This is a genomic window from Cryobacterium sp. Hh11, assembly GCF_004404045.1.
Classification (GTDB): domain Bacteria; phylum Actinomycetota; class Actinomycetes; order Actinomycetales; family Microbacteriaceae; genus Cryobacterium; species Cryobacterium levicorallinum.
In genome coordinates this window covers 105,347-127,809 of record NZ_SOHF01000026.1, presented here as the reverse complement: position 1 = coordinate 127,809, position 22,463 = coordinate 105,347, and the positions used below count along the sequence as shown (strand labels likewise).

Below are 22,463 nucleotides of genomic sequence, written 5' to 3'. Positions count from 1 at the left end.
GTCGCGAGCGCACCGGCCGTCCGGCCGGCGCTGCCTCCAGCGCTCCCCGCTCGGGTTCGGCCGCTGGCCGCTCGGGCGGCGCTCGCGTCGGCAGCCTCCAGGTCGGCGGACTCGTTCGCGGACCCGGCTCGGGTGGAGCAGGCCGCTCGGCTCCCCGCCGCTCGCAGGGCTAAACGGCCAGCAGCATCCGCTTGAAACAATTGGGCCGGTCTCTTCGGAGGCCGGCCCCTTCGTGTGTCCGGGACCGCCCGCAAAGACGGATAGTGTCGAATCATGAACACCACAGTTGTCGTTCGACCCGTAGAAGAAGCGGATGCCGAAAGCCTGGGCCGCGTACACGCCGCCTGCTGGCATGAAACCTATGATCACCTGCTCAGCCAGGCCGCGTTGTCCCACCTGCGACCGGAGCGTCTCGCCACGATGTGGCACGGCATCACCAAGCTCGGTCACGAGTACCAACAGGTCGTCGCCGTCGACGGCAGCGGCGAGATCATCGGTTTCGCTGCGAGCGCCCCGGGTCAGGAAGACGACCTGCCGGCATCCACTCGCGAATTGAAGGTCATGTACCTGCTCAATGCGCACCACGGCGTCGGCGTCGGTCGACTGCTGTTCGACGCCGTCGTCGATGCCGGCCCGTCGGTGCTCTGGGTGGCCGCCGATAACCCGCGCGCCCACGCTTTCTACGCGCGCAACGGCTACACGGCTGACGGTCGGGAGAAGACCGAAGAGGTTCTCGGCGAAATGCTGCACGAGGTGCGTCTGGTTCGCTGAAGGTCTGCTCAGAAGTGCAGAATGAGCCGATAAGGGGCGCAAACCCACCTGCGGGGATCTGGGCCACAGCAGACCCAATAGGGTGATCTGATGACTAATTCCACGGCGGCAATCCCCGTCATCCTCGACGTTGACACCGGCGTTGACGACGCCCTGGCCATCCTGTTCGCGGTCAAGCACCCCGGCATCAACGTGCTCGGCATCAGTTGCGTGGCCGGAAACGCCTCACTCGACCGCGTCGTCGAGAACACCCTGCGCGTGCTCGACGTCGCCGACGCGCCGTCCATTCCGGTCGCGGCCGGCGCCCGCCGCCCCCTACTGGAACCGGCCAGATCGGCCGCGCACGTGCACGGCGAGAGCGGCCTCGGCACACTGCAGTTGCCGCCGACCGACCGCACGGCCGAGTCCATCAGCTCGATCGAGCTCATGCGCCGACTGATTTTGGACAGCCCCCGCCCGGTCACCCTGATCGGGCTCGCTCCGCAGACAAACCTTGCCCTGCTGCTGCGCCAGTACCCCGATCTGGTCAAAAATATTGAACGCATCGTCTTCATGGGCGGTTCCACGACGGTCGGAAACGCGACCGCGGTCGCCGAGTTCAACGTCTGGCACGACCCGGAGGCCGCGGCCATCGTGCTCGATTCCGGGGTGCCCACCTTCATGTATGGGCTCGACGTGTTCAATCAGGTCGCGATTGGCGAGCAGATCGCTCTGTCACTCGTGCGCAGCGAGTCGAATCTCGCCCAGGTCGTCGGCCGGCTGCTCAGCAACCGGATCGCCCTCGGCTCGGGACGCAACGCCGAATACACCGGCCTGATCGGTGATGCCGGGGCGATCTGCGCCCTCGTCGATCCGGGCGCGCTAACCACCCAGATGCTGCCATTACGCGTGCAGCTTGCGGGTTACGGCCGCGGGCAGACCCTGGTCGACAAGCGCACGCATCCGGGGGAAGACATCCTGCACGGCCTGGCCGGCGACTGGGAGGTCGCTGAGGTCGCGCTCGACGTCGATGTCGACCGCTACGCGCGCCTGTTCCTCGACACGCTCGGGCTTGGTTCGGCGCTGCCGCAGCTCGCCTAGCGGTGAGCGGATGCTGCCGCCCGGCTCAGTAGAGCAGGCCGACCGACGCCATCGCGGCGCGCAGCAGGGCGCCGCGGCCGCCTTCCATCTCAGCCGACACTCCCGGTGACACGGCCTCGGTCGGCGTCATCCAGGTGAGTTCGAGGGCATCCTGTCGCGGGTCGCAGGTACCGGTGACGGGAACGACGTAGGCCAGCGAGACGGCGTGCTGGCGGTCATCCGTGTAGGCGGTAATGCCCGGCAGCGGAAAGTACTCCGCAACGGTGAACGGCACCGGGCTGACCGGAAGCTGCGGGAAGGCCATCGGGCCGAGGTCCTTCTCGAGGTGACGAAAAAGCGCATCGCGCAAGGTCTCGCCATAGAGCACCCGGCCGGAGACGAGGGTGCGGGTCATCTCGCCGGTTGAACGGGCACGGAGCAGCACACCGACCTCGACGACCTGGCCGAGACCGTCAACCCGCACGGGCACGGCCTCAATGTAGAGAATCGGAAGGCGACGACGGATCTCGGCCAGTTCAACGTCCTTCAGCCAGCCCGGATTCGTGTTCGGGGCTCCCTCGGGGGGCTTCGGCGTCCAGTCCGGGTCTGGGTCAGGGGTTCGCACGCTCATAATGCCATTCTCTCCTACGTGGGCTCCGGGCGCGCACTCGCGTGCCGCTCCGCCCGGACTGCCGTGGGCCGGTCCCCTCCCTCACCACGCTCATAACTCCTGCAATTCGCGCGGTGCTCGGCCGCCTCTCCAATGATTTGCTGCCATCGAGTCGCGCACGTCAATTTTCTGCAGGAGTTATGCCGAGCAACCGGCTGACATAGTTCGAGATGATCATCGACGCGGCACGTCTGGACGGCACGGCAATGGAAGTATGGGAGTGCGCGGCGTCCACGAGTCGCGAGCTATTTGGAGGAAGCTATGACCACCATCGATAACGCCGCCGTTCTCTGGTCGGCCACCGGCGCCGACCAGGCTGACCGCCCCTTGTTGCTGATCCTGCACGGCTACGGCTCGCACGAGGGCGACCTGTTTTCCCTCGCACCGCACCTGCCGCTTGAGCCGGTGATCGCGGCCCTGCGCGCGCCCCTGCAGGCACCGGCGCCGGTCACCGACGGCTGGGCCTGGTTTCCGATCGCGGAGCCGGGCAGCCCCGACCCGGCCCCCGTCGCGGCGGCCGTAACCGCGGTGCTCGACTGGCTCGACGCCCTGCCGCAGCAGCCGCCATCGATCGGTCTGCTCGGGTTCTCGCAGGGGGGAGCAATGGCGCTCGAGCTGCTGCGCGCCGCGCCCGACCGCTTCAGCTTCGCGGTGAACCTCTCCGGATTCGTCGCCAGCGGACCGCAGCACAGCGACGCCGAGCTGGCCGAGCGGCCGGTTCCCGTGTTCTGGGGTCGCGGAACCGCCGACACCGTGATTCCGACCAGCGCGATCGAACGCACCCAGGCCTGGCTGCCCGGGCACAGCACGCTGACCGAGCGCATCTACGAGGGTCTGCCGCACTCGATCTCGCAGGTCGAGCTCGGCGACGTCGTCAACTTTCTGCGCACACAGTACTCCGACGCCGCGTCCAGGCCGGCCGCCTAGAAACGCTCAGCCGAGTGGATGCCGCAGCGCGGCATCCACTCTCAGTCACGACAGCAAGCGGTCACCGCCGCGCCGCGCCCGTACTGGGCACACGCAGCCGAACGGGACGACCAGCATGGCTAGCGAGCCTCTGACCGTCGAGCTACTTTTTACGCCAGAGCGCTGGACTCACGCCAGTGCGCGGGATTTGCGCCTCCCGCGCAGCGTAAAGCGGATGAGAACTATGAGCGGTCGCGCTTGGCCTGCTCCTGCGAAGCCTGGCGCTCGACGTGCGCCTTCTTGGCCGCGCGGTGGGCGTCGCGGTCTTTCACCGCGATCTGGTCGGCGCGCACGCCGGCCTGGGTGGAACGCTCCAGCACGAGCCAGGCCGGCGGCTGCTGCAGCAGGGCGGAAATCTCGGCGGTGGTCAGCGGGTCGGTGATCTCGCTGCGGGCCAGGCCGGAAATCGAGACGCCGAGCTTGGCGGCGACGACCTGGCGCGGGTGCGGACCGTTGGTGCGCAGCAGCGCCAGCCACTCCGGCGGGTTCGCCATGAGCTCGGCGAGCTCGGTGCGGCTGACAAATTCGGTCTGGAACTCGGCCGGTGCCGCGTCGAGCAGAATCCCGAGTTTCTGGGCCGCCGTGGCGGGCTTCATGGTCTGGGGCTTCTTCTCGGAACTCATTGTTCAAGCGTATAGCCTGAGAGGGCCCTCATTTGGGCAAATAGCCCCTCAACTACTACGAGAAAGGATGCCGGTGAGCTTTTCCATCGCCTTCGTCGCCGGTGTCACCCCCACCAAATGGACCCGGATCTGGGGCGACCGCCGCCCCGACGTGCCCCTCACCGTGTTTCGCACCGAAACTGACGAGCAAATTTCGGTGCTGCACGACGGTCGGGCCGAGGTCAGCCTGGTGCGCCTGCCCATCGATGAAACCAATCTGAGCGTCATCAACCTGTACAACGAGATCCCGGTCGTAGTCGCGTCGAAGGATCACGCACTCGAGCAGGCCGAGACCGTGCTGCTGGCCGATCTGGCCGGGGAGCATCTGCTGCAGAACCCCGACGACGTGCCCGAGTGGCGCGACCTCGCCGACGAGGTGCGCGACGGCACCCGCCGGCCCCTGCCGCCGATGCGCGACCTCGACGAAACCATGGAGCAGGTTGCCGCCGGCGTCGGCATCATCATTGTGCCGCACTCGATCGCCCGGCTGTACGGCCGCAAGGACGTCGTGTCCCGCCCGGTCACCGGTGTCGCCGACACGCAGATCGCCCTCGCCTGGATCACCCGCGAAACCACCGAGGACATCGAGGAATTCATCGGCATCGTGCGCGGCCGCTCAAAGGCGAGTTCACGAACGGATGCCGGTGCCGCCGACGCAGCCGCAGCCGCTCTCGCAGACGAAGCGCAGCCCGAGCTTCGCAGCGACGGGCGCCCGGCCAAGCCGCCACGCAAGCCCAAGAAGACCGACAAAGCCAAGGCCGCCGCCAAAGCCATCCGGGTCGCCGCAGCGAAAGCCAAACCGGCCGTGCGCAAGAGAACCGAGAGCGCCCCCGGCCGCACCCGTCCGACCAAGAACCCCAACAAGGGCAAAGGTCGGGGGCACTAGAACGGATGCCCAGAGACCGGTTGCGTTGGGCGCGACCTCGCTGCTACGGGTTCTTCAACACCGACAAAATATTGCCGGACGGGTCGGTGAACCAGGCGATATCCGGCCCCTGCCCGCCGCCAACGGCAATTCCCTTGTCGTTCTGCTCGAAGCCGTCGTAGCGGAGAAACTCCACGCCGCGCTCGGTGAGCTCATCGACGGTGGCATCGAGGTCGGTCACCGCGAAGTTCAGAATCGTGTACGTGGCCGGCACGAAATCGGGCTTGGGGTACACGATCACGGTGGCGCCATCGGGCAGTGCAATGCGCAGCATCCCCATCTCGCCCACCGTGACCTCGAGGCCCAGCGTCTCGGCGTAGAAGGTTCGCGCGGCGTCGAGATCTTCGACCGCGAATCCACTGAAGCCGGCGACAATACCTACGGCATGTTCGGTCATGGGTAACTCCCTCTAGAGTGGTGCGGGTTTGGCCGGGTCAGCGGGAGCTGATCGACGCGAACTTGCGGATGCACAGGGGCACGAACACGAGCAGCATCGCGGTAATGCCGATCAACACGGTCAGGACCGGGTTTTGCATGGTCCAGATATCGGGAACCGGCGCCGTGCCGAGGTTGCCGAACAGCTGCCGCACGGCCTGCACGAGCGAGGACACCGGGTTCCACTCGGCGAAGACGCGCAGCGCGGTCGGCAGAGTTTCACTCGGCACGAACGCGTTCGAGACGAAGGTCAGCGGGAACAGAATCAGAAACGACGCATTGTTGATGACCTCAGGGCTCTTCACGCTCATGCCGAGCAGCGCCATCACCCAGCTGAACGCGTAGCCGAACAGCAGCAGCAGCCCGACTCCCGCCAGAAATTCGGGCGGGGAGGTGTTGACCCGCCAGCCGACCGCGAGCCCGGTGGCCATCATGATCACCATTGAGATGGTATTCAGCACCAGATCGCCGTTGGTGCGTCCAATCAGCACAGCGGATGCGTTCATCGGCAAGCTCCGAAAGCGGTCGATAATGCCCTCTTTCAGGTCGAGCGCCATGGCAGCGCCCGAGAACGTCGCGCCGAACACGACCGTCTGCGCAAAAATACCGGCCATCAGGAACTGGGTATAGTCGCTGCCCGCAACCGCAATGGCCCCGCCATAGACCTGGCTGAACAGCAACACGAACATGATCGGCTGGATCACGGCGAACACGAGCATGTCCGGCGAGCGCTTGATCTTGATCATGTTGCGCTTGGTGACGGTCCAGCCGTCGGAGTACCACAGGGAAAACGGGTTCCAGGTAGGAAGCGGAGGCAGAGTGGCCACCCGAGCGCTGGCCCGCTCACCGTTTGCGTCGGCCACGGCCGGTGCGACTTCCGTCGTGGCAGAGTCCGCGATCGCAAACGCGGTGGGAGGGGACGCAGGCGAGACGGGCTGAGCCGGAACGGACTCAGCCGGGGTATCGGCGTGGCGCGCATTCATTTGACGCTCTCCAAATCTGCAGCTGAGGCATCCGCTACCCGCGCCTGGTCGCGTTTGGCCTGCGCTCGTTTGGAGAGCTTGGGCCCGCTGGAATCGTCATCGTCGGCCGTGTTGAGGTCGGCCTTGTGACCGGTGAGCTTGAGGAAGACGTCGTCCAGGGTGGGGCGGCGCATGCCGGCATCGTGCAGAGTGACCTCTGCGGCGCGCAGGTCGGCGAGCATGTTCTGCAGGGCGGTGGGGCCGTCGGTGACGGCGACTTCGACTCCCCGACCATCGGTGGAGATCGAGGGAACACCCGATCCGTGCCGGGCGAGAATGTCGCGGGCGGCCGCGCCGTCGGCCGCATCGACGAGGGCGACCACCACGCGGTGCCCGCCGATCTGAGCCTTGAGTTGATCGGAGGTGCCCTCGGCGATGACCCGGCCGTCGTCGATCACGACGATGTCATCGGCGAGTTGGTCGGCCTCTTCGAGGTATTGCGTGGTCAGCAGCACGGTTGTGCCGTCGGCGACGAGGCGTTTGATCACGTCCCACAGGGCGATGCGACTGCGCGGGTCGAGCCCGGTCGTCGGTTCGTCGAGAAAGAGCACCTTGGGGTTGATCACGAGCGCCCCCGCGAGGTCGATGCGGCGCCGCATGCCGCCGGAAAACCCCTTGACCGGCCTATTGCCGGCGGCGGTGAGCTCGAACAGGTCGATCAGCTCCTGCGCCCGTTTGCGGGCGGCCGGGCCGCCCAGGTGATACAGCCGGCCGACCATTTCCAGGTTTTCGAACCCGGTGAGGTTCTCGTCGACGGCGGCGTACTGGCCGGACACCCCGATGATGCGCCGCACCGATTTGGGGTGGCGAACGACGTCGATTCCGTCGATAACGGCGGTGCCGGCATCCGGTCGAATCAAGGTTGTCAGCATTTTGACGACGGTGGTCTTTCCGGCGCCGTTCGGGCCGAGGAGCGCCTTGACCGTACCGCGCGGAACCTGCAGGTCGAGCCCGGCGAGCGCGTGCACCGGACCGCTCTTTGACTGGTAGGTCTTGGTCAGGCCCTGGGCCTCAATGATCACGGGAATTCCTTGCCGATCGGGTGGTGCAATCAGGTTCGATGCCATGCTAGTAACCGCCTCCGACATCGACAACCGCTCGCCCAATCTTGGGCAGGGCCCGGCCCGGAACGCGGGCCCGGCTTAGAAACACGGCTCAGGTTCCCAGGTCGGTCTCACCCACATCGTTGCCATCGGTAACCGCCACCGACAGTACGCACCGGGCGGGGTCGAGAGCTTCGGGCTGCAAATTCACTGATGTGGTTTGCTTCATGCCCCGATAGGGCTATACCCGCGGTCTCTCTCGGCATTGGAAGACCCGATCGGCTCCCTGCTCTGAAGATCTCAGGAACGTGGCTGGCAGCGAACACGGAGTGTGCTGTGCACTGCCGATGAATCGCCCGTGCGCGTCACATGCCTGTCACTATTCATGCGGGGAAACACCCCATGGAGAGGTATTTATGACTACGCCCGCCACGCGATCGCCTGACGAACCGATGCAGCCCCCTGCTGCACATCCGGGCAGCACGGCCGCGCGCCTCATCGACCAGCACCTGCTCACACGCCGCATCACCGTTGCATTGTCGCTCGCCGTCATCGGGGCGATTCACATCCTCGACCTCCCCGGCAAATTCGCCGAGACTCCCTATCTGGCCTTCGCGTACATCGGCATCATCATCGCTGCGGCCGTATTGATCGAACGCGTTCTCGTCGTCGGATCGAGAATCGACTTCCTCGGCGCTGCTGCGCTGTCTGCGGCCGTCATCGTCGGCTTCGTCATCAATCGCACCGTCGGCATGCCGATGGCCATGGGCGACATCGGAAACTGGCTGGAACCGCTCGGTCTGCTGTCACTCGTCGTCGAGTTTTTCGCCATCTGGCAAGCGCTCGTCGCCGCTCTGGTTTACCACCGCCGGGCACGCTGAACGCCTCGTTTCGCAGCCGTCCAGGGCTCGTCCTCCGCCCCCGGCCCCTCCCCGAACGCGGGCCCAGTCTAAAAACTGGGCCCGCGTTCAATGGTTCCGGGTGTCCGCTCGGCTAGAGCCGGGTGCGCCGGCGGCGGCATCCGCTCCGGAGGCGAGGGCGAACGAGGTCGTCGTGGCGGGGTTTGCGCCTAACGGGGTCGTGGCGGGAACGAGCTGCCGACCAGGTTGAAGCCGCCGGCGGCGAAGCTGCCCCGAGCGAACTCCGAGTCGTTCCAGGCCGCCAGGGTGACGGCGGCGCCGAGGCCCAGTACGAGGCCTCCGGCCAGAACGGCGCGAAGTCGGCGGCTGCGCTTTTGGCGGCTGTCGACGAACTGCTCCGGTGCCTGGTGTGCCATGGTGGCACTCCTATATATCGGCGCGATCGTGTCGCACTTTTGGGCGGCCTCAATGGGCGCTTCGTGAAAGTGCTCAGCGGTTACCACGAGCCAGACAGGGCCTCCTGCCCTACACCGGTGCGCTTCACGTGTCGTTGACCTCAAGGCCAGTAGTTCCGGGTGTGCGGTTCGGTAGCAAGTCCGTATCGACCCAGTGTCGTGTCGGCAGGCCCCAGTAAGTCTCGGCAGAGCACTGGGATTCATTGGCAATCCTTACCACGCACCCTTAAACGATGTAAACATTGTGGCATTTGCCGTATAAAAGGTCTAACGGCTAAATGTGCCAGTACAAACGGGGGTGGGCACGATTGGAGCGAACGCACGGCAGTGAACACCGCGCTGCCGCTACCCCCCGCGTGATCGGCCGCACAGCCCACGGCATTGTTGAAACCCTCAGCGGCAACCAGAGTGTGGTGATCTTTGCCCCGCTCGGCTACGGAAAAAGCGTGCTGTTCGAGTCCATCGCCCTCACCCTACGCGCGCTCGGCAGAGAACCCCTCAATATTGCGGTAAACCCCCTCGTGCACTCAGTTCCATGCGGGTCGATCCGGTCACAGCTCGGCCTCGCAATGTCCCCCACCGATGGCGAGTTCAGCACGGCGACTCTGCTGAGCTCGGCCCAGGCCCAAACCGGGAGCAGTCACCCGGTCATCATGGTCGACGATGCCCACCTGCTCGACCCGCAATCGATGGACAGCCTGTACCAGCTTGCCGCCGCGCGGTCGGTCGTCTTGCTCGTCACTAGCGATCTCGTACCCGCGATCGACACCCCCACGACCGACGCAGCCACCATTCGTCTGCTGGACGAACTCTGGATCAGGGGCGGCGCCGAACGCATCGACCTTGAGCCGCTCAGCCCGGTGCAATCCGGGCAGCTCGTGCGGGAATTCGCCCCGACGACCCAGTTCGATCGAGTCACGCTGGCGTTTCTGCACTCCCGCAGCGGCGGGTCCCGGCTGCTGCTGCGGGAATTGACCAGCGAGGCCGTGCGCCAGCAGCCCCTGCCCGATGACCGCGATCGCACCGCCTTTGCCCTGCACACACCGTCGCAGCGCATCCTCGACCTCCTCGCGCATCAGCTGCGCGGCCTGACCGCGACCCAGCTGGTCACTCTCGCTCTGATCGGCTCCCTGACCGGCATCTCCACCGGCCGCGCGTCAATGATCTGTGACGCCGGTGAACTCCGCGACCTGATTCGTCGCGGATACGTGTATCCGGACGCCGAACGTTCCGGTCAGTTGCAGGCGCGCACACTGCTCGCCGACGTGGCACTGACCGTCTGCGATGCCGAGCAGCTGCGCACCCAGCAAGCCCTGATCGTGTCGATTCTGCTGACCGACCGACACTACGGCTTCACCACCACCCCGGCCGAGTGCGTGACAATTGCCGACAGCTGGACGGCGTCAGGCAATCTGCCTCCGAGCGTAGTCGACGAGTGGGGAAGCAGTGTCGTCGCCGACGTGTTGCTGGTGGCGGCGCGGCGCAGCCGTAGTCTCGGTCTGACCGAGAAGGCTTTGCTCTATTCGGCGATCACCCTGCGCCTGGAACCCGGCCTCAAGGCCACGATCGAGTATTCGCGTGCTCTCGCCAGCGGCGAGCGCTATTCGGCCGCGCTGGCCGTGCTCGCGAACACCGAGGAGTTGCTGCACACCCCCGCCGATGGCGTCAAACTCGCGCGCTGGCACATGTCGCTGGCCAAGTTCACCACCATGACAGCGGATGATTTCACCGCGTTGCGCACCCAGGCCGCCAGTTGGTTTCCCACCAGCACAATGATGCACGGTGAGGTGGATTTCGTTCGTCTGACCCAGTCTGTGCAGGACGTGGACTGGCCACGCGTGGCCGTTGACGGGGAAAGCATTGCGCGCAATGAGGACTGTGATGTCATCACACGAATTCGTGCCGCCTGCCTGAGTGGTGTAGGCCACGCCTACGACGGCCGCACTGCCCAAGGGCTCGGCATGTTCGACCTCGCGACCACCCTCAATCGGCGCGACCTCGCGCAGCGCGACGCCGACATCTATTCCGGTGAGGGGCTGGCGCTCGAAATCTTCTACAGCAGCGCCGCCGTGCGTTGCCTGAGCGGGTTCGGGGTGCAGGTCGTCGCTGACGAGCTTGACGAGTGGATCAGCCGATCGATCATCAATCACGATCTCGGCAACCTCGGCTTTCTCGGCTTTGTCGCGGCCGAACTCTCGCAATTTCGTGGTGACGTGGCCGGCACCGAAGCCGACCTGCGTGCCGCCGACGCTCAATTCGCGCGCTCGGACCCCGACGCGTGGCGCACGTGGATTCAGTGCCTGCACGCCAGCTCCCTAGCCCGAATGGGTTTAATGGATGCCGCCCGCGCCAAGATTGCAAAAATACGCGTGCTGCCTGAAGAAATGACTGCCCTCTATCAATTCGAGACCACCCGCTCGACCCTCAAGGGCCTGCTGACCGCGGGCAGCACGGATGGTGCTCGCCTGGTCGCCTCTCAGCTGTACGAATCGGCGGAGGCGCAGACTCCCGTGATGCGGGCCTGGCTGCTCGACGTTCTCGTGGGGCTCGGCGAGCCCCCCAATGATCTTGTGCACATTCTCGACCGCGCGGTGGCAACGAACGACGCGCCGATAGTCGCCGCACTGGCCCAGCGCACGCGCGCTGTGGCCGCCCAGGACGCCGCAGCACTCGACCTCGCGGCCGGACAGTTGGCCGACCTCGGCGCCTACGGAATTGCCATGACGGCGAGCAACGAGGCCGCAGCAATGCACGAGCTGCACGGCCAGAGCGACTCCGCCGACCTCAGCCGCTTACGGGCCGACGGCTTCTCGCTGGCCAGCCGCCAGCTGCCGGTGAACGTGCCGGCGTCGCTCCTGATCGAGCCGGTGCTGCTGACCTACCCGGTGCTGCTGACCGAGCGCGAGCGGGAAGTCACGTCGCTCGCCACCCGGGGCCTGAGTAACCGGGACATCGCCAAGAGTCTGTTTCTCTCGGTGCGCACGGTCGAATCGCACCTCTACCAGGCGCGCATCAAGACCGGGCAAAACTCTCGCGGAGACCTCACGAGCGTGTAGCGGGGGCTGGGGCCGCCACTGCGGCATCCACTCACCGCGTTGATGATCGGCTCTGCGGCATTACCAGTGCCAGTGCCAGTGCCAGTGGCGCAAAATGCGCAAATCTCAACCCTGATTCGCAAGAATCCCAGTAGTCGGTTTATTGATCCCAGTAGCCCCCGGGGTCACCGCCGGGTCGATACCCCTCGAAAGTGGGTATCGTAACGTTCAGCATCATTTTTGACAGGTCTTGCCGCAAGGCGGTATGCATCGGCCGAACCGGGGGAGACGTGGACGGCCAAAAGCACCAGGATGGGCAGCGGATGCCGGTCGACGCTCCCGCGACTATTGGTCGCAATGCTCGGGGAATCGCCGACATTGTGCAGTCGGGGCGCAGCGTCGTCATCTTCGGGCCTCCCGGTTATGGCAAATCCCAGTTGCTCGGGTCGGTGACGACGATTCTGCGCACGGATGGCGGCGACCCGGTCGAGATCGCGGCCACCGCGCTCTCACACACGGTGCCGTTCGGGTCGATCAGTAACGGCTCCAACCTGCGTCTGGCCCTCGCGCTCGGCGGAACCGAGCCGGTCACCGCTACTCGGCTGCTGAAGTACGCCCGCGATCACGGCCAGTGTGAGCGGCCGGTGATCAGCGTGGACGATGCGCACCTGCTGGATGCCCAGACCATGGACTGCCTCTACCGGCTGGCCGCCGGGGGCGAAGTGGTCTTGCTCGTGGCGAGCGATCTGCTGGCGACCGGCTTGACCACCGAAACCGACAGCATCACGGTTCAGCTGGTCGACGAGCTCTGGGTCAAGGGCGGCGCCGACCGCGTCGATCTGGAGGCACTCACCCCCGCTGAATCGTCGGCTCTCGTGACCCACTTCGCTCCGACCGGGCAATTCGAACGCGGCGCTCGTGCGCTGCTGCACTCACGCAGCGGCGGGTCTCGAATGCTGCTGCGGGAGCTCACGGCCGAAGTCATGCGCCAGCAGCAGCCGCCCGACGACCAGGAACTGGTCTCCTTCTCGCGATTCCCGCCGTCGCGGCGAATTCTCGATGTGGTGGCGCATCAGTTGCGCGGTCTGACACCCCACCAATTCGCCGTGCTCGCCCTGATCGGCCGGCTGGACGGCATTTCCTACTCGCACGCGACCCTGCTGTGCCGCCCGGCAGCCCTGCGGGACCTGCTTCGTCGGGGGTTTCTGCATCGGCTGCCGGCCGGCCTACTGCATGCCCCGACCATGTTCTCCGACGGAGCGCTGGCCGACTGCGATCCCGACCTGCTGCGGAACATGACGGCCCAGATCGTCGACCTGCTGCTGTTGGATCGCACGCACGGCGGCGTGACGACCCCGGCCGAGAGCCTCGTCATCGCCGATAGCTGGACTACCTCCGTCGCCCTGCGTCCCGAAGTGCTCGACGCGGTGCCCTCCGAAACCGTCGCCGATATTCTGCTCGTTGCGGCCCGGCGCAGCCGCACGCGAGGGCTCACCGACCAGTCGTTGCTGTTGGCGGGACTTGCCCGGCAGCTCGAACCGGCGCTACCGTCGATGATCGAGTACTCCCGGGCACTGGCCGGCGATGGCCGTCCGGCCGCAGCGCGGGCAGAATTGGTCGACGCGGAACAGTATCTGCGCACGCCGGCCGACGGCGCACTGCTGCTGCGCTGGTTGCGGGAACTGGCCACGTTCGGCGTCATGACCGGTGCCGACTTTGCCAAATTGCGTGCCAGGGCGGCTGGCTGGTTTGTCGGCGACCCCATAATGGTCGGCGAGTTGGCCTTCATCGGACTCACCGAAACGGTGCAGAATCGGCAGTGGGCGATCGCGGCCGCGCGCGGCGAGCGCCTCGCCCGCACGGCCGACTACGACACCGTCACCCGCATTCACGCGGCCTGCCTCACCGGTCTGAGCCTGGCCCACCAGGGGCGTCCCGCTGACGCGCTGCGCCTGGTCGATCTCGCCACCAGCCTCAATGAGCGCGACCGGGTGCCGCGCACATCAGACGTGTATTCCGCCGAGGGGCTGGCCCTGGAGATTTTCCATACCGGTGCCGCCATTCGCTGCCTGACCGGGTCAGACCGGACCGTGGCCCTCGGCGAGGTGAACGGGTGGATCACCAGCGCCATCCAGATGGGGGACCTTGGCAGCCTGGCCCTGCTGGGCTTCGTCGGCGGGGAATTGGACCGGCCGGCCGACAACGGTTCGGCGCAGCCGAATCGCTGGCAGCCCTGGCTGCAGTGCCTGCGCGCGAGTTCGCTCGCCCGGCTGGGTCTGATGGCAGCGGCATCCGCTGCCCGAATGCCGGCGATCGGCCGGTTTGATCTGGGGTTCCTGCTCAACGCAGGCACCGACAGTGCTCAGTTGCTGGCCGTCTACCTGTACGAAACGGCCGGCAATCGCTCACCGATCATTCGTGCCTGGCTGATCGAGATATTTGTGCAGCTCGGCCAGCCCGCCGGCCACGTCACCCGGTTGCTGACCGAACGGGACGATGAAACGGATGCCCGCGACGCGTCGATCTCGTCCGCTCCGGTCGCGACTGCTCACGTTGGGGGAACGCCGGTCACGGGTGCTGCGGTCTCGGACGCTCCGGTTGGTACGACGCGCGTTTCACACGTGGGCTCGAGCATCCCGAACGGCGCAGCGACCCAGCTGGCTTCAGTTCCAATCGACAGCGGGGAACGCGCTGAGTCGTTCGTGGCCTTCGACGGCGCTCACCTGTTGACCGGGAGGGAGAAGGAAATCACCATACTGGCCGAGCGAGGCCTGACCAACCGACAGATCGCGACTGCACTGTATGTCTCGGTGCGCACGGTTGAGTCCCACCTCTACCAGGCGCGAGTCAAGACCGGGCAGAGCCCGCGAGCCGGGCGCACGCCCCTTGCCGTGTTGATCCCCGAGGACTCATCCACCGATCTGAACGACGAGATCACCGACTCCGTAGCCTGACCCCGCAATCCGTTCCGGGCCCGGGCATCCGTTTGGCTAGAGCCGGGCGAGCCGCTCGATGTCTTCGAGGAACTCGGCGGCGACCTCGGCGGAGACGGTCATGCGGGTTTCCGAGATGGCCCTGACGTAGTCCGCGGTGCTCGGACCATTAATGACCGGACCATCGTCGGCCGAGTACAACGCCTTTTCCAGGGCATGCTGGGACGCCCGATGCGCGGCATACTCAACGTCAGCGGGCGAGAATCCCTCGCTCTTTTCGACCAGCACCGCGAGGTCGACCTCGTCCGTCACGCCTTGCGGAATGTACCGCTCCCAGATGGCCTGGCGAGCGGCAACATCCGGCAGCCCGATCGGCACGACGTAGTCGAAGCGGCCGTGGCGGAGAAAGGCGGAGTCGAGCGCACGAATGAAGTTGGTCGCACAGACCAGCAGGCGCCCGGGCTGGTCACGGAACGCCGGGATGATCTTGAGCAGTTCGTTGGTCACGCCCTGCATCGCCGACGGCGGTTCGCCCGAGCGCTGGGACGCGATCTCTTCGACCTCGTCAATGAACACCACCGCGTGTTCCAATTCGGAAATCTTGAGGAAGGTTTCACGCAGCGCCCCGGCCAGACCTTGCGGGTCGGCAGCCAGGCGCGACGGGAACACCTCGATGAACGACCATTCCAGGCGAGAAGCGATCGCCTTGGCGAAGGTGGTCTTTCCCGTGCCGGGAGGGCCGAACAGCACGACCGCCTTGGGCGGAGAAACACCGTACTGCTCGGCCAGTTCCGGCTTGGCCAGGGGCATAACCAGGCGGCGTTCGAGCAATTCCTTCTCGCGCGCCATGCCGCCGACCTTCTGCCAGAGGTCGCGCGGCAGCACCCGGCCGCCAAGTTCGCCGAGCAGCTTGAGTTCCTCGCGCTGCACGGGAATGTGCCGTTCGAAGTAGCGCAGGTTCTTCTTGACCTCGAAGCCGCGGTTGATAAAAGCGTCGACCTTGGTCTCGGATTCGGGCATGAGCGCCGACAGCTTGGTCATGCCGTGCGGGGCCATGCGGGCCTCGAGCGCGGCGAGCATTGCCGTACCGATGCCCTGACTCTGCCACTTTTCCGCGGTCGCCAGAAAGACAATCCAGCCCTGAGCGTGCGCGGCGCGGCCGACGGCGGCACCGATCACCTCATCTCCGTGCAGGGCCACGATGGCATGGTCTTTCTGGCAGGAGGTGAGCACCTCGGACAGGCCGTAAACCGGCTCGGTGTCGGCGGCCTTGATCTCGTCCCACAGGCGCAGAATGCCGTCCAGATCGTCGGAGTGAAAATCGCGCAGTCGCCAGCCAGTCATCGTGAACCTCGCATTATTGGGTGTGCTGCCACACTATTGCACCCGGACTGCAGTCACGAAGTGGCCGAAGGAACAGGGTCAGGCGCGAAAGGCGGCGGCAAGGATGCCCGGCAGCCTGCGCACCGAGGGACGCGCGGCGAATTCGGTCAGCAGGCGAGCGGTCAGGGCGCCACTTCGGGCTGAGACGAACCACGGAGGCTTCGGCAGCAGCGCCCACTCCCCGTGCACGATCGAGCGTGGAAACGGCCGAAAGGGCCCCCGCACGACGGTGCGCTCCACGTCGTCGAGCAACAGGGCATTGTGCACCACGCCGATGCCGCTCTGCACGTCGCTGAGGGCATGCCCCGGGAATGCACCCCACGGCGCCGCCGCTGACAGAAACCCGACGCCGGTCCAGGCGTTGATCGCGATGGTTCCATAGCGCAAACGCGCCAGGGCCTGCTCGAACCCGGCACCGAGCCGGCGGATCGTGCTCGGCACTCCGAGAATATTCGCGCCGAGCGTGCCGAGAAAGTCGCGGTTTACCGTCTCGACGGCCGCGTCGAGAAACGCCTGGCCCGAGCCCGCAAGTTCGACGACGCCGAGCACCGGCGCGAAGTATTCCGTTCTGAGCATATCTTCCGGCCCAGCGGATGCCCACGGCTCGGCCGAGTCCACACCGCCCGTTTGCGGCGCGTCACGACTCGCCCCGGCTGCCACGAGCAGGCGCCCGCCGGGAATCGAACGCGCGGCCGGGTAGGCGGCGCGAGCCGCGCGCATCCGCTCATCGCTGCCGGGGTACCAGGCTGGCCGAGCCGGTGCGGATGCGAGGGCCGCCGCGACCGCGTCCAGAAACGCGCGCTTCTGCGGCCAGGCGGCGCTGAGTACGAGCACCTGTCCGGCGATGCAGTTGTAGCCGCCGTTGTGCAGCCGCATGGTGGCGACGTGTTCGGCCTGATAGCGCAGGTCGCGGGTGCTCCACCGGCCCGGCAGCACGATGATCGGTGAGACACCGCCGAGTTCGCTGGTGATCGGTTTGGTGAGGCGCGGAGCATCCGTTTTCGAGCCGGCGAACACGATGGCGTCGTGGGTGGCCGCGCTGCCGGTAATGTGCACGTGGCCGATGCCGGCGTGGTGCGCGAGATAGTCGCCCACATCGGCGCCGCCGGTGACGATGCAAAGCAGTCCGGCCTCGATGAGTGGGGCGAGCGCCGCACGATAGACCGGCAGCAGGCCGTCGAAGGTGGGGTTGAGCTTGAGGATGGAGACCCGATTGTGCGCCACGAGTTCGTAGAGCACGTCGAGCGGCGCGATCGAACTGATGTTTCCGGCGCCGAGCACGAGGCCTATTCCACGGTCGGGCCTGGGCCCAGAGCCCTCACTGGGTGCCCTGCCGGAAACGTGCTGCCCCAGTCCGGCCCGGGATCGGGCCTGCGCCGCTGTGACGCCTGGTCGCAGCCAGGCCTGGGCGGTGAATCCGTGCAGCAGGAGCCCGTCCCAGGCATTGTGCGGAAGCACAGAAACCGTGACCCGACCGCCCGGCGCCCGCCCCAGCCGCCGGCCGGCGAGCGGGCTGTGTCCGGCGTCGAGCACCCGAAGTGTGCGCTGCAGAGCGGCCAGTGACGTGAGCACGCCGTACGGCCCGGTCAGCCATTCCTCCCCGATCAGCGGCGACGCCTGGTCGAGCCCCTTGGCGTGCGCGGCAGCGAGCACCCAGCGCTCGGCTTCGGCGCCGACGGATGCTGCGACACTCGCCAGCAGATCGGCTCGCGCCGCTAGGGTGGTCGCCGCCCACCCCGCACTCCCCCGTGCCAGCGCTGCGATGCAGAGGTCGAGCCCAGCCTGATCCACCGTCATTGGTCTCCCCTGATTGCCGACCAGCCTAGTGCTGCAGTTCAGGGTACGACGACGGGGCAGTGCAGTTGGGTACGCTCGCCGCTGCGATCGATCTCGTGCTGATCCATCGGCTGGGCGCAGACCGGGCAGCCCCGAACCGGCGCAGGAACGGCAGGCAACAGATCCGACCCGTTCAATCCGACCGGCGGCGGTCCCAGAATGGGAAACAGACGACCGTTGAGCCAGGCCGTCATTCCGCCAGGTCCCTTGATTCGCGGTTGGGAGTCCTTACCGTGTGTCACAACTCTTAGTGTACTGACCAGCCCGCGACCGCTCAGGCGATCGCGTCGGCGACGCTCAGCAGCTCGGCCTGAAACGCCGCAGCGACGTGCGCGTTGGTGATGCGCCCGTTGTGCACATTGAGGCCCTGGGCGAGGGCGGCGTCTTCGGCAATGGCCTTCTTCCAGCCCTTCTGGGCCAGCGCGATCACGTAGGGCAGGGTCGCGTTGGTCAGCGCACGGGTCGAGGTGGCCGGAACGGCGCCGGGCATGTTGGCGACGCAGTAGTAGACGCTGTCGTGCACGGCGAAGGTGGGGTTGTCGTGCGTCGTGGCGTGCGAGCCCTCGAAGCAGCCGCCCTGGTCGATCGCGATATCCACCAGTACAGAACCCGGCTTCATCGATGCGACCATGGCGTCGGTGACGAGTTTGGGTGCCTGCGCTCCCGGAATCAGCACGGAGCCGATCACGAGGTCGGCTTCCCGAACCTGCTCGGCGATCTCGTACTGGGTCGAGGCACGCGTCTGAATTTCGCCGTTGAACCGCGCCTCGAGCTGGCGCAGGCGGGCCAGAGACAGGTCGATGATGGTCACGTCGGCGCCCATACCGAGGGCGTTGGCCGCGGCGTGCTCGCCGGCAACGCCGCCGCCGATCACGACGACCTTGGCCTTGGGGGTTCCAGGAACGCCGCCGAGCAGAATGCCGCTGCCGCCGTTGGCGCTCAGTAGGTGGTAGGCGCCAACCTGCACCGAGAGCCGGCCGGCCACCTCGCTCATCGGCGAGAGCAGTGGCAGCGTGCGGTCGCTCAGCTGCACGGTCTCGTAGGCGATCGCGGTGGTGCCCGACTCGATCAGTGCTTCGGTGCAGGCAGCGGATGCCGCCAGGTGCAGATAGGTGAACAGCACCTGCCCCTGGCGCATCAGCGGGTATTCGCTCGCGATGGGCTCCTTGACCTTGAGCAGCAATTCGGCCGCCGCCCAGACTTCGGCGGCTGTGGCGACGATGGATGCCCCGGCGAGGCGAAAAGCGTCATCGGTGATGCCAGAGCCGAGCCCCGCGCCCTGTTCGATAATGACTTCGTGACCGCGACGGGTGAGCTCATTCACACCGGCCGGCGTGATCGCGACGCGGTTCTCATTGTTCTTAATCTCGGTGGGAATGCCGACCAACATAGGGGCTCCGTTTCGCAGTCGCCAGTGCCGAACGCATCGGCTTTGATAGGAGTAAGACTGCTATTGATTCGTTTCCGCTAGGTTAAATCCGTGGAATCTGCCAGACTTAAAGAATATTTCACGAATTATGCGGTGACGAGGAGAAGTGACATGGCCGAAGCGAAGAGGATTCGATCGCTCGAACCCCTTGACGAGGTCGATCGCATTCTGGTCGCGGCGCTGCAGGCGGATTCCCGCACCACCAACAGCCGTCTGGCTGCGGCGGCCGGAATCGCCGAGTCCACCTGTGTTTCCCGGGTGCGCTCACTGGTCAGCCGCGGAATCGTCACCGATTTCACGGCCATGGTCGATCCCAAGGCGATCGGCCTCGGGCTGCAGGCGCTGATCAGCGTCAGCATTCGCGCCGGGGCCCGCACGCACATTCCGGCATTTCGCGACTCGATCCGGGTGATGCCCCGGGTCGTCCAGCTGTTCTTTCTCGGGGGCTCCGAAGACTTCATTATTCATCTGGCGGCCCGCGACACCGACGATGTCCGCGATTTCGTGCTCGAGCATCTCTCCGCCAATCCGGCCGTGGCGTCAACCCGCACGAGCATGGTGTTCGAGCACTTCTACAACGGTGTCGCCCCCGAATAGTGCGCCCTAAACTGAGCAGGAAATGAACCTCGCCGATACGCTCCTGCCCGCCCTGTTCGGCTTCGGCACCGGACTCGCCCTGATCATCGCGATCGGCGCCCAGAATGCGTATATTCTGCGGCTCGGCATCGCGGGCAAAAACCGCACCGTACTCGCGGCCGTGCTGATCTGCTCCCTGTCCGACGCCGTGCTCATCTTCGCCGGAATCGTCGGAATCGGCGTGCTCATTCAGGCCGCCCCGGCCGCGCTCATCGTCGTGCAGGTGCTCGGCGTCGGCTTTCTGCTGAGCTACGGCGTGTTCGCCGCCGTGCGCGCTTTTCGCCCCGGCGTGCTCGTCGCCGCGGCCACCACCCAGGTGAGCACCAGGGCCGCCGTCGCGACGACCCTCGCGCTGACCTGGCTCAACCCGCATGTCTACCTCGACACCCTCATTTTTCTCGGCTCGGTGGCCAATCAACAGGGCGCGAACGAACGCTGGTGGTGGGGCGTCGGCGCGATCACGGGAAGCTTCGCCTGGTTCTTCGCGCTCGGCTTTGGCGCCCGGATGCTGCGGCCCCTGTTTGCCAAGCGCTCGTCCTGGCGAGTGCTCGACGCGTTCATCGCCGTGGTCATGATCGCCCTCGGCGTGCGGATGGCCTTCGGGGTATAACGGAACTACGCGCGCCAGCACCCCGCCTTGCCGAGCAGCTGAACCTCGCGGTTGGCGCCCGCGGGCACCGGCACCGGTCCAGGCGCTCAGCCGATTCGAGCGACGACCACGGTGATCTCGGCCACCGCCGGATCGCCGGACTGCCGCAGGTGCGCGGCGATCGCATCGTGCACGCGCCCCGACACTTCGCCAGCCGACTCGTCCGCAGCGATGCCGATCCTGGCCGTGACCCGAACGCCGTCGGCACCCTGCGTCCTGACCACCGCCGCGAGTGCGGGCACGCGATGCGTCAGCGCGCCGACGGTGGCCGTGACCACCGTCGCGAGGAGAGGCCCGGCAGGATACAACGAGTCCACGCCGGCAACCCGACGCACCACCTCGTCGAGTTCGTCGGTCGAGGGCAGCACCGCAGACATCATTGCTCCTGTTCGTGAGCGGATGTATCGGGCGCGGTATAGAGGTCACGCACCGTGATATCGATGGCCGCGACGACCAGCTCCGTGTATTTTCCCAAAGCGACATACATCGCCTGGCGCAGGTGCTCGGCCACCCCCGGAATATTCTCTCCCCGGAATACGGTCACGTCGACCGAAATCGTAATGGGTTCACCGGGCACTCTGACGTCTCCGACGAGCACGCAGCGACCGACCAAAATGTTCTCCAGTCGGTCCCCGGTCTCCCGCAGAATGCCTCGAACGGCACCCTCGGTCACGACGAGGCGCGCCGTCGGTGACGAGTGCGCCAGCGGGATCTCCCGGCCGGCGTGCGCGTCCAGGCTGATGTTGTCAAGGATCAACGCGACCCAGCTGTCGGTGCGGAGGGACTCGCGCTTGAGGTCGCGCTCGAGCAGCGACAGCTGCGCCCGGCGCAGGCGCTCGAGACCGCGCAGCGCAATTTCGCAGTCCGGCGACTTGTCGATGCTCGGGTCTGCGGGTAGCCGACCCTGGTCGAGATAGTCGCTGAGTTGCTCAATAGTGTGGCCGTTGAGGCTCGCTTGTTCGCGTTCGGTGTCGTTGAGATCGAAGGCGACGAAGCGCTGATCTGCCGGCGTCAGTTCGGTCATCGCCATTCCTCCATCTCGCGAAGCAGGGTTTTGCGCGCCCGGGCCAGCAAACCGCGCACGGTCGATGTCGGCAGGTTCAACTCGGCGGCAATATCACCGTAGCTGTACTCGGCGATTTCGCGCAGGGTCCAGCAGCGCCGTTGGTCCTCGGGGAGAGCAGCGAGCACCCGGGCCAGCGCCTCGGCTTGAGACTCGACCTCGACCAGAGCGTGCGGGGCGCGGCTTTCCGGCGCCGGGGCATCCGTGTCGTCGATGTTCTCGTGTTGGCGGCGAGCGCGCAGCCGGTCGATGCTCTTGCGGCTGACGATGCGCATAAGCCAGCTCTTGACGGCGCTGCCATCCTCGAGTCGGCCGAGTTGCTGCCAGGCGGTGAGGAAGGATTCCTGCACCACGTCGTCGGTCTCGTCATTGGAGCCGAGAACTCGGGTGGCGCAGACCCGCATGAGCGGTCCGTACCGGCGCACGAGCACCTCGAAGGCCCTGAGGTCGCCATCGGCGGCACGGTCGGCGAGCATCTGGTCGGCTGCCGTATCCAATGGCGAGGAGACCTGCTCACGCACTGTTCCGGGCACGTCGCCTCCTCGTACAAACGATTCGGAAATTTTCCTCATCTTCGCGTGACGAATATGCCACAGGTTTCGTCATACAGGTAACAATCCGCTTTCGGCCT

The 22,463-nt window shown here is 66.2% G+C and carries 22 protein-coding genes; 9 read left to right on the top strand and 13 right to left on the bottom strand.

Annotation, left to right across the window (positions count from 1 at the left end; all coding sequences use genetic code 11):
* Positions 1-273: 273 nt before the first annotated feature.
* Both E3T46_RS13120 and E3T46_RS13115 read left to right on the top strand, forming a co-directional pair.
* Positions 274-771 carry a GNAT family N-acetyltransferase gene (locus E3T46_RS13120; RefSeq protein WP_134473176.1) on the top strand — a complete coding sequence of 166 codons (498 nt, stop codon included), beginning with the start codon at positions 274-276 and terminating at the stop codon, positions 769-771.
* A gap of 90 nt (positions 772-861) precedes the next feature.
* On the top strand, positions 862-1,851 hold the full coding sequence (locus E3T46_RS13115; RefSeq protein ID WP_134578882.1) for a nucleoside hydrolase: 990 nt from the start codon (positions 862-864) through the stop codon (positions 1,849-1,851).
* A gap of 25 nt (positions 1,852-1,876) precedes the next feature.
* Here the strand turns inward: E3T46_RS13115 and E3T46_RS13110 are convergent, their stop codons facing one another.
* Positions 1,877-2,461, bottom strand: a complete 585-nt coding sequence (locus tag E3T46_RS13110) for an NUDIX hydrolase family protein (protein ID WP_134578881.1) — start codon at positions 2,459-2,461, stop codon at positions 1,877-1,879.
* Positions 2,462-2,761: 300 nt separating this feature from the next.
* On the opposite strand from E3T46_RS13110, the gene E3T46_RS13105 reads away from it, so the two are divergent.
* Positions 2,762-3,427: an alpha/beta fold hydrolase gene (locus E3T46_RS13105; protein WP_134473178.1), complete on the top strand. Its 666-nt coding sequence runs from the start codon at positions 2,762-2,764 to the stop codon at positions 3,425-3,427.
* A 221-nt stretch (positions 3,428-3,648) separates the two neighbouring features.
* On the opposite strand, the gene E3T46_RS13100 is transcribed toward E3T46_RS13105, so the two are convergent.
* Positions 3,649-4,089, bottom strand: a complete 441-nt coding sequence (locus E3T46_RS13100; RefSeq protein ID WP_092452082.1) for a DUF5997 family protein — start codon at positions 4,087-4,089, stop codon at positions 3,649-3,651.
* Between the two features lie 73 nt (positions 4,090-4,162).
* Here E3T46_RS13100 and E3T46_RS13095 point away from each other — a divergent pair, with 73 nt between their 5' ends.
* Positions 4,163-5,014 carry a LysR family substrate-binding domain-containing protein gene (locus E3T46_RS13095; protein ID WP_166790282.1) on the top strand — a complete coding sequence of 284 codons (852 nt, stop codon included), beginning with the start codon at positions 4,163-4,165 and terminating at the stop codon, positions 5,012-5,014.
* Between the two features lie 43 nt (positions 5,015-5,057).
* On the opposite strand, the gene E3T46_RS13090 is transcribed toward E3T46_RS13095, so the two are convergent.
* The 3 genes from E3T46_RS13090 to E3T46_RS13080 are packed head-to-tail and all read right to left on the bottom strand — an operon-like array spanning position 5,058 to position 7,577.
* Positions 5,058-5,450, bottom strand: coding sequence for a VOC family protein (locus E3T46_RS13090; RefSeq protein ID WP_134578879.1), 393 nt, complete (start codon positions 5,448-5,450; stop codon positions 5,058-5,060).
* Positions 5,451-5,487: 37 nt separating this feature from the next.
* Positions 5,488-6,471 (bottom strand): ABC transporter permease, encoded by a 984-nt coding sequence (locus E3T46_RS13085; protein ID WP_277870972.1) that lies wholly within the window; start codon positions 6,469-6,471, stop codon positions 5,488-5,490.
* Positions 6,468-7,577 carry an ATP-binding cassette domain-containing protein gene (locus E3T46_RS13080; protein ID WP_134578878.1) on the bottom strand — a complete coding sequence of 370 codons (1,110 nt, stop codon included), beginning with the start codon at positions 7,575-7,577 and terminating at the stop codon, positions 6,468-6,470. The genes E3T46_RS13085 and E3T46_RS13080 overlap by 4 nt, the downstream gene beginning before the upstream one ends.
* 392 nt (positions 7,578-7,969) lie before the next feature.
* Between E3T46_RS13080 and E3T46_RS13075 the strand changes: the two genes are divergently transcribed.
* Positions 7,970-8,434 carry a hypothetical protein gene (locus E3T46_RS13075; protein ID WP_134578877.1) on the top strand — a complete coding sequence of 155 codons (465 nt, stop codon included), beginning with the start codon at positions 7,970-7,972 and terminating at the stop codon, positions 8,432-8,434.
* 188 nt (positions 8,435-8,622) lie between these two features.
* Here E3T46_RS13075 and E3T46_RS13070 read toward each other — a convergent pair whose 3' ends face one another.
* Positions 8,623-8,829, bottom strand: coding sequence for a SipW-dependent-type signal peptide-containing protein (locus E3T46_RS13070; RefSeq protein WP_134578876.1), 207 nt, complete (start codon positions 8,827-8,829; stop codon positions 8,623-8,625).
* Between the two features lie 395 nt (positions 8,830-9,224).
* On the opposite strand from E3T46_RS13070, the gene E3T46_RS13065 reads away from it, so the two are divergent.
* Positions 9,225-11,924, top strand: coding sequence for a LuxR C-terminal-related transcriptional regulator (locus E3T46_RS13065; protein WP_166790281.1), 2,700 nt, complete (start codon positions 9,225-9,227; stop codon positions 11,922-11,924).
* A 269-nt stretch (positions 11,925-12,193) separates the two neighbouring features.
* Positions 12,194-14,857, top strand: a complete 2,664-nt coding sequence (locus E3T46_RS13060) for a helix-turn-helix transcriptional regulator (protein WP_134578874.1) — start codon at positions 12,194-12,196, stop codon at positions 14,855-14,857.
* Positions 14,858-14,893: 36 nt separating this feature from the next.
* On the opposite strand, the gene E3T46_RS13055 is transcribed toward E3T46_RS13060, so the two are convergent.
* From E3T46_RS13055 to ald, 4 genes are all read right to left on the bottom strand, one after another.
* Positions 14,894-16,180, bottom strand: a complete 1,287-nt coding sequence (locus E3T46_RS13055; RefSeq protein WP_134442847.1) for a bifunctional GNAT family N-acetyltransferase/ATP-binding protein — start codon at positions 16,178-16,180, stop codon at positions 14,894-14,896.
* 78 nt (positions 16,181-16,258) lie between these two features.
* Positions 16,259-18,016: an aldehyde dehydrogenase family protein gene (locus tag E3T46_RS13050; protein WP_134578873.1), complete on the bottom strand. Its 1,758-nt coding sequence runs from the start codon at positions 18,014-18,016 to the stop codon at positions 16,259-16,261.
* Positions 18,017-18,054: 38 nt separating this feature from the next.
* Positions 18,055-18,297, bottom strand: a complete 243-nt coding sequence (locus E3T46_RS13045; protein ID WP_134578872.1) for a hypothetical protein — start codon at positions 18,295-18,297, stop codon at positions 18,055-18,057.
* Positions 18,298-18,329: 32 nt separating this feature from the next.
* A complete protein-coding gene (gene ald / locus E3T46_RS13040; protein WP_134473181.1) occupies positions 18,330-19,445 on the bottom strand; it encodes an alanine dehydrogenase in 1,116 nt (371 codons plus the stop codon).
* 150 nt (positions 19,446-19,595) lie between these two features.
* On the opposite strand from ald, the gene E3T46_RS13035 reads away from it, so the two are divergent.
* Positions 19,596-20,081, top strand: a complete 486-nt coding sequence (locus tag E3T46_RS13035; RefSeq protein ID WP_092452027.1) for an Lrp/AsnC family transcriptional regulator — start codon at positions 19,596-19,598, stop codon at positions 20,079-20,081.
* A gap of 22 nt (positions 20,082-20,103) precedes the next feature.
* The gene (locus E3T46_RS13030) at positions 20,104-20,730 is read left to right on the top strand and encodes a LysE/ArgO family amino acid transporter (RefSeq protein WP_134578871.1); all 627 of its coding nucleotides are present in this window, start codon (positions 20,104-20,106) and stop codon (positions 20,728-20,730) included.
* Between the two features lie 86 nt (positions 20,731-20,816).
* Here the strand turns inward: E3T46_RS13030 and E3T46_RS13025 are convergent, their stop codons facing one another.
* Genes E3T46_RS13025 through E3T46_RS13015 form a run of 3 tightly spaced genes read right to left on the bottom strand, consistent with a single transcriptional unit; the run spans position 20,817 to position 22,308 of the window.
* A complete protein-coding gene (locus E3T46_RS13025; protein WP_134578870.1) occupies positions 20,817-21,146 on the bottom strand; it encodes a hypothetical protein in 330 nt (109 codons plus the stop codon).
* Positions 21,146-21,793 carry a hypothetical protein gene (locus E3T46_RS13020; protein WP_134578869.1) on the bottom strand — a complete coding sequence of 216 codons (648 nt, stop codon included), beginning with the start codon at positions 21,791-21,793 and terminating at the stop codon, positions 21,146-21,148. Before E3T46_RS13020 ends, E3T46_RS13025 begins: the two co-directional genes overlap by 1 nt.
* The gene (locus tag E3T46_RS13015) at positions 21,790-22,308 is read right to left on the bottom strand and encodes an RNA polymerase sigma factor (protein WP_241980736.1); all 519 of its coding nucleotides are present in this window, start codon (positions 22,306-22,308) and stop codon (positions 21,790-21,792) included. Before E3T46_RS13015 ends, E3T46_RS13020 begins: the two co-directional genes overlap by 4 nt.
* Between the last annotated feature and the right edge of the window lie 155 nt (positions 22,309-22,463).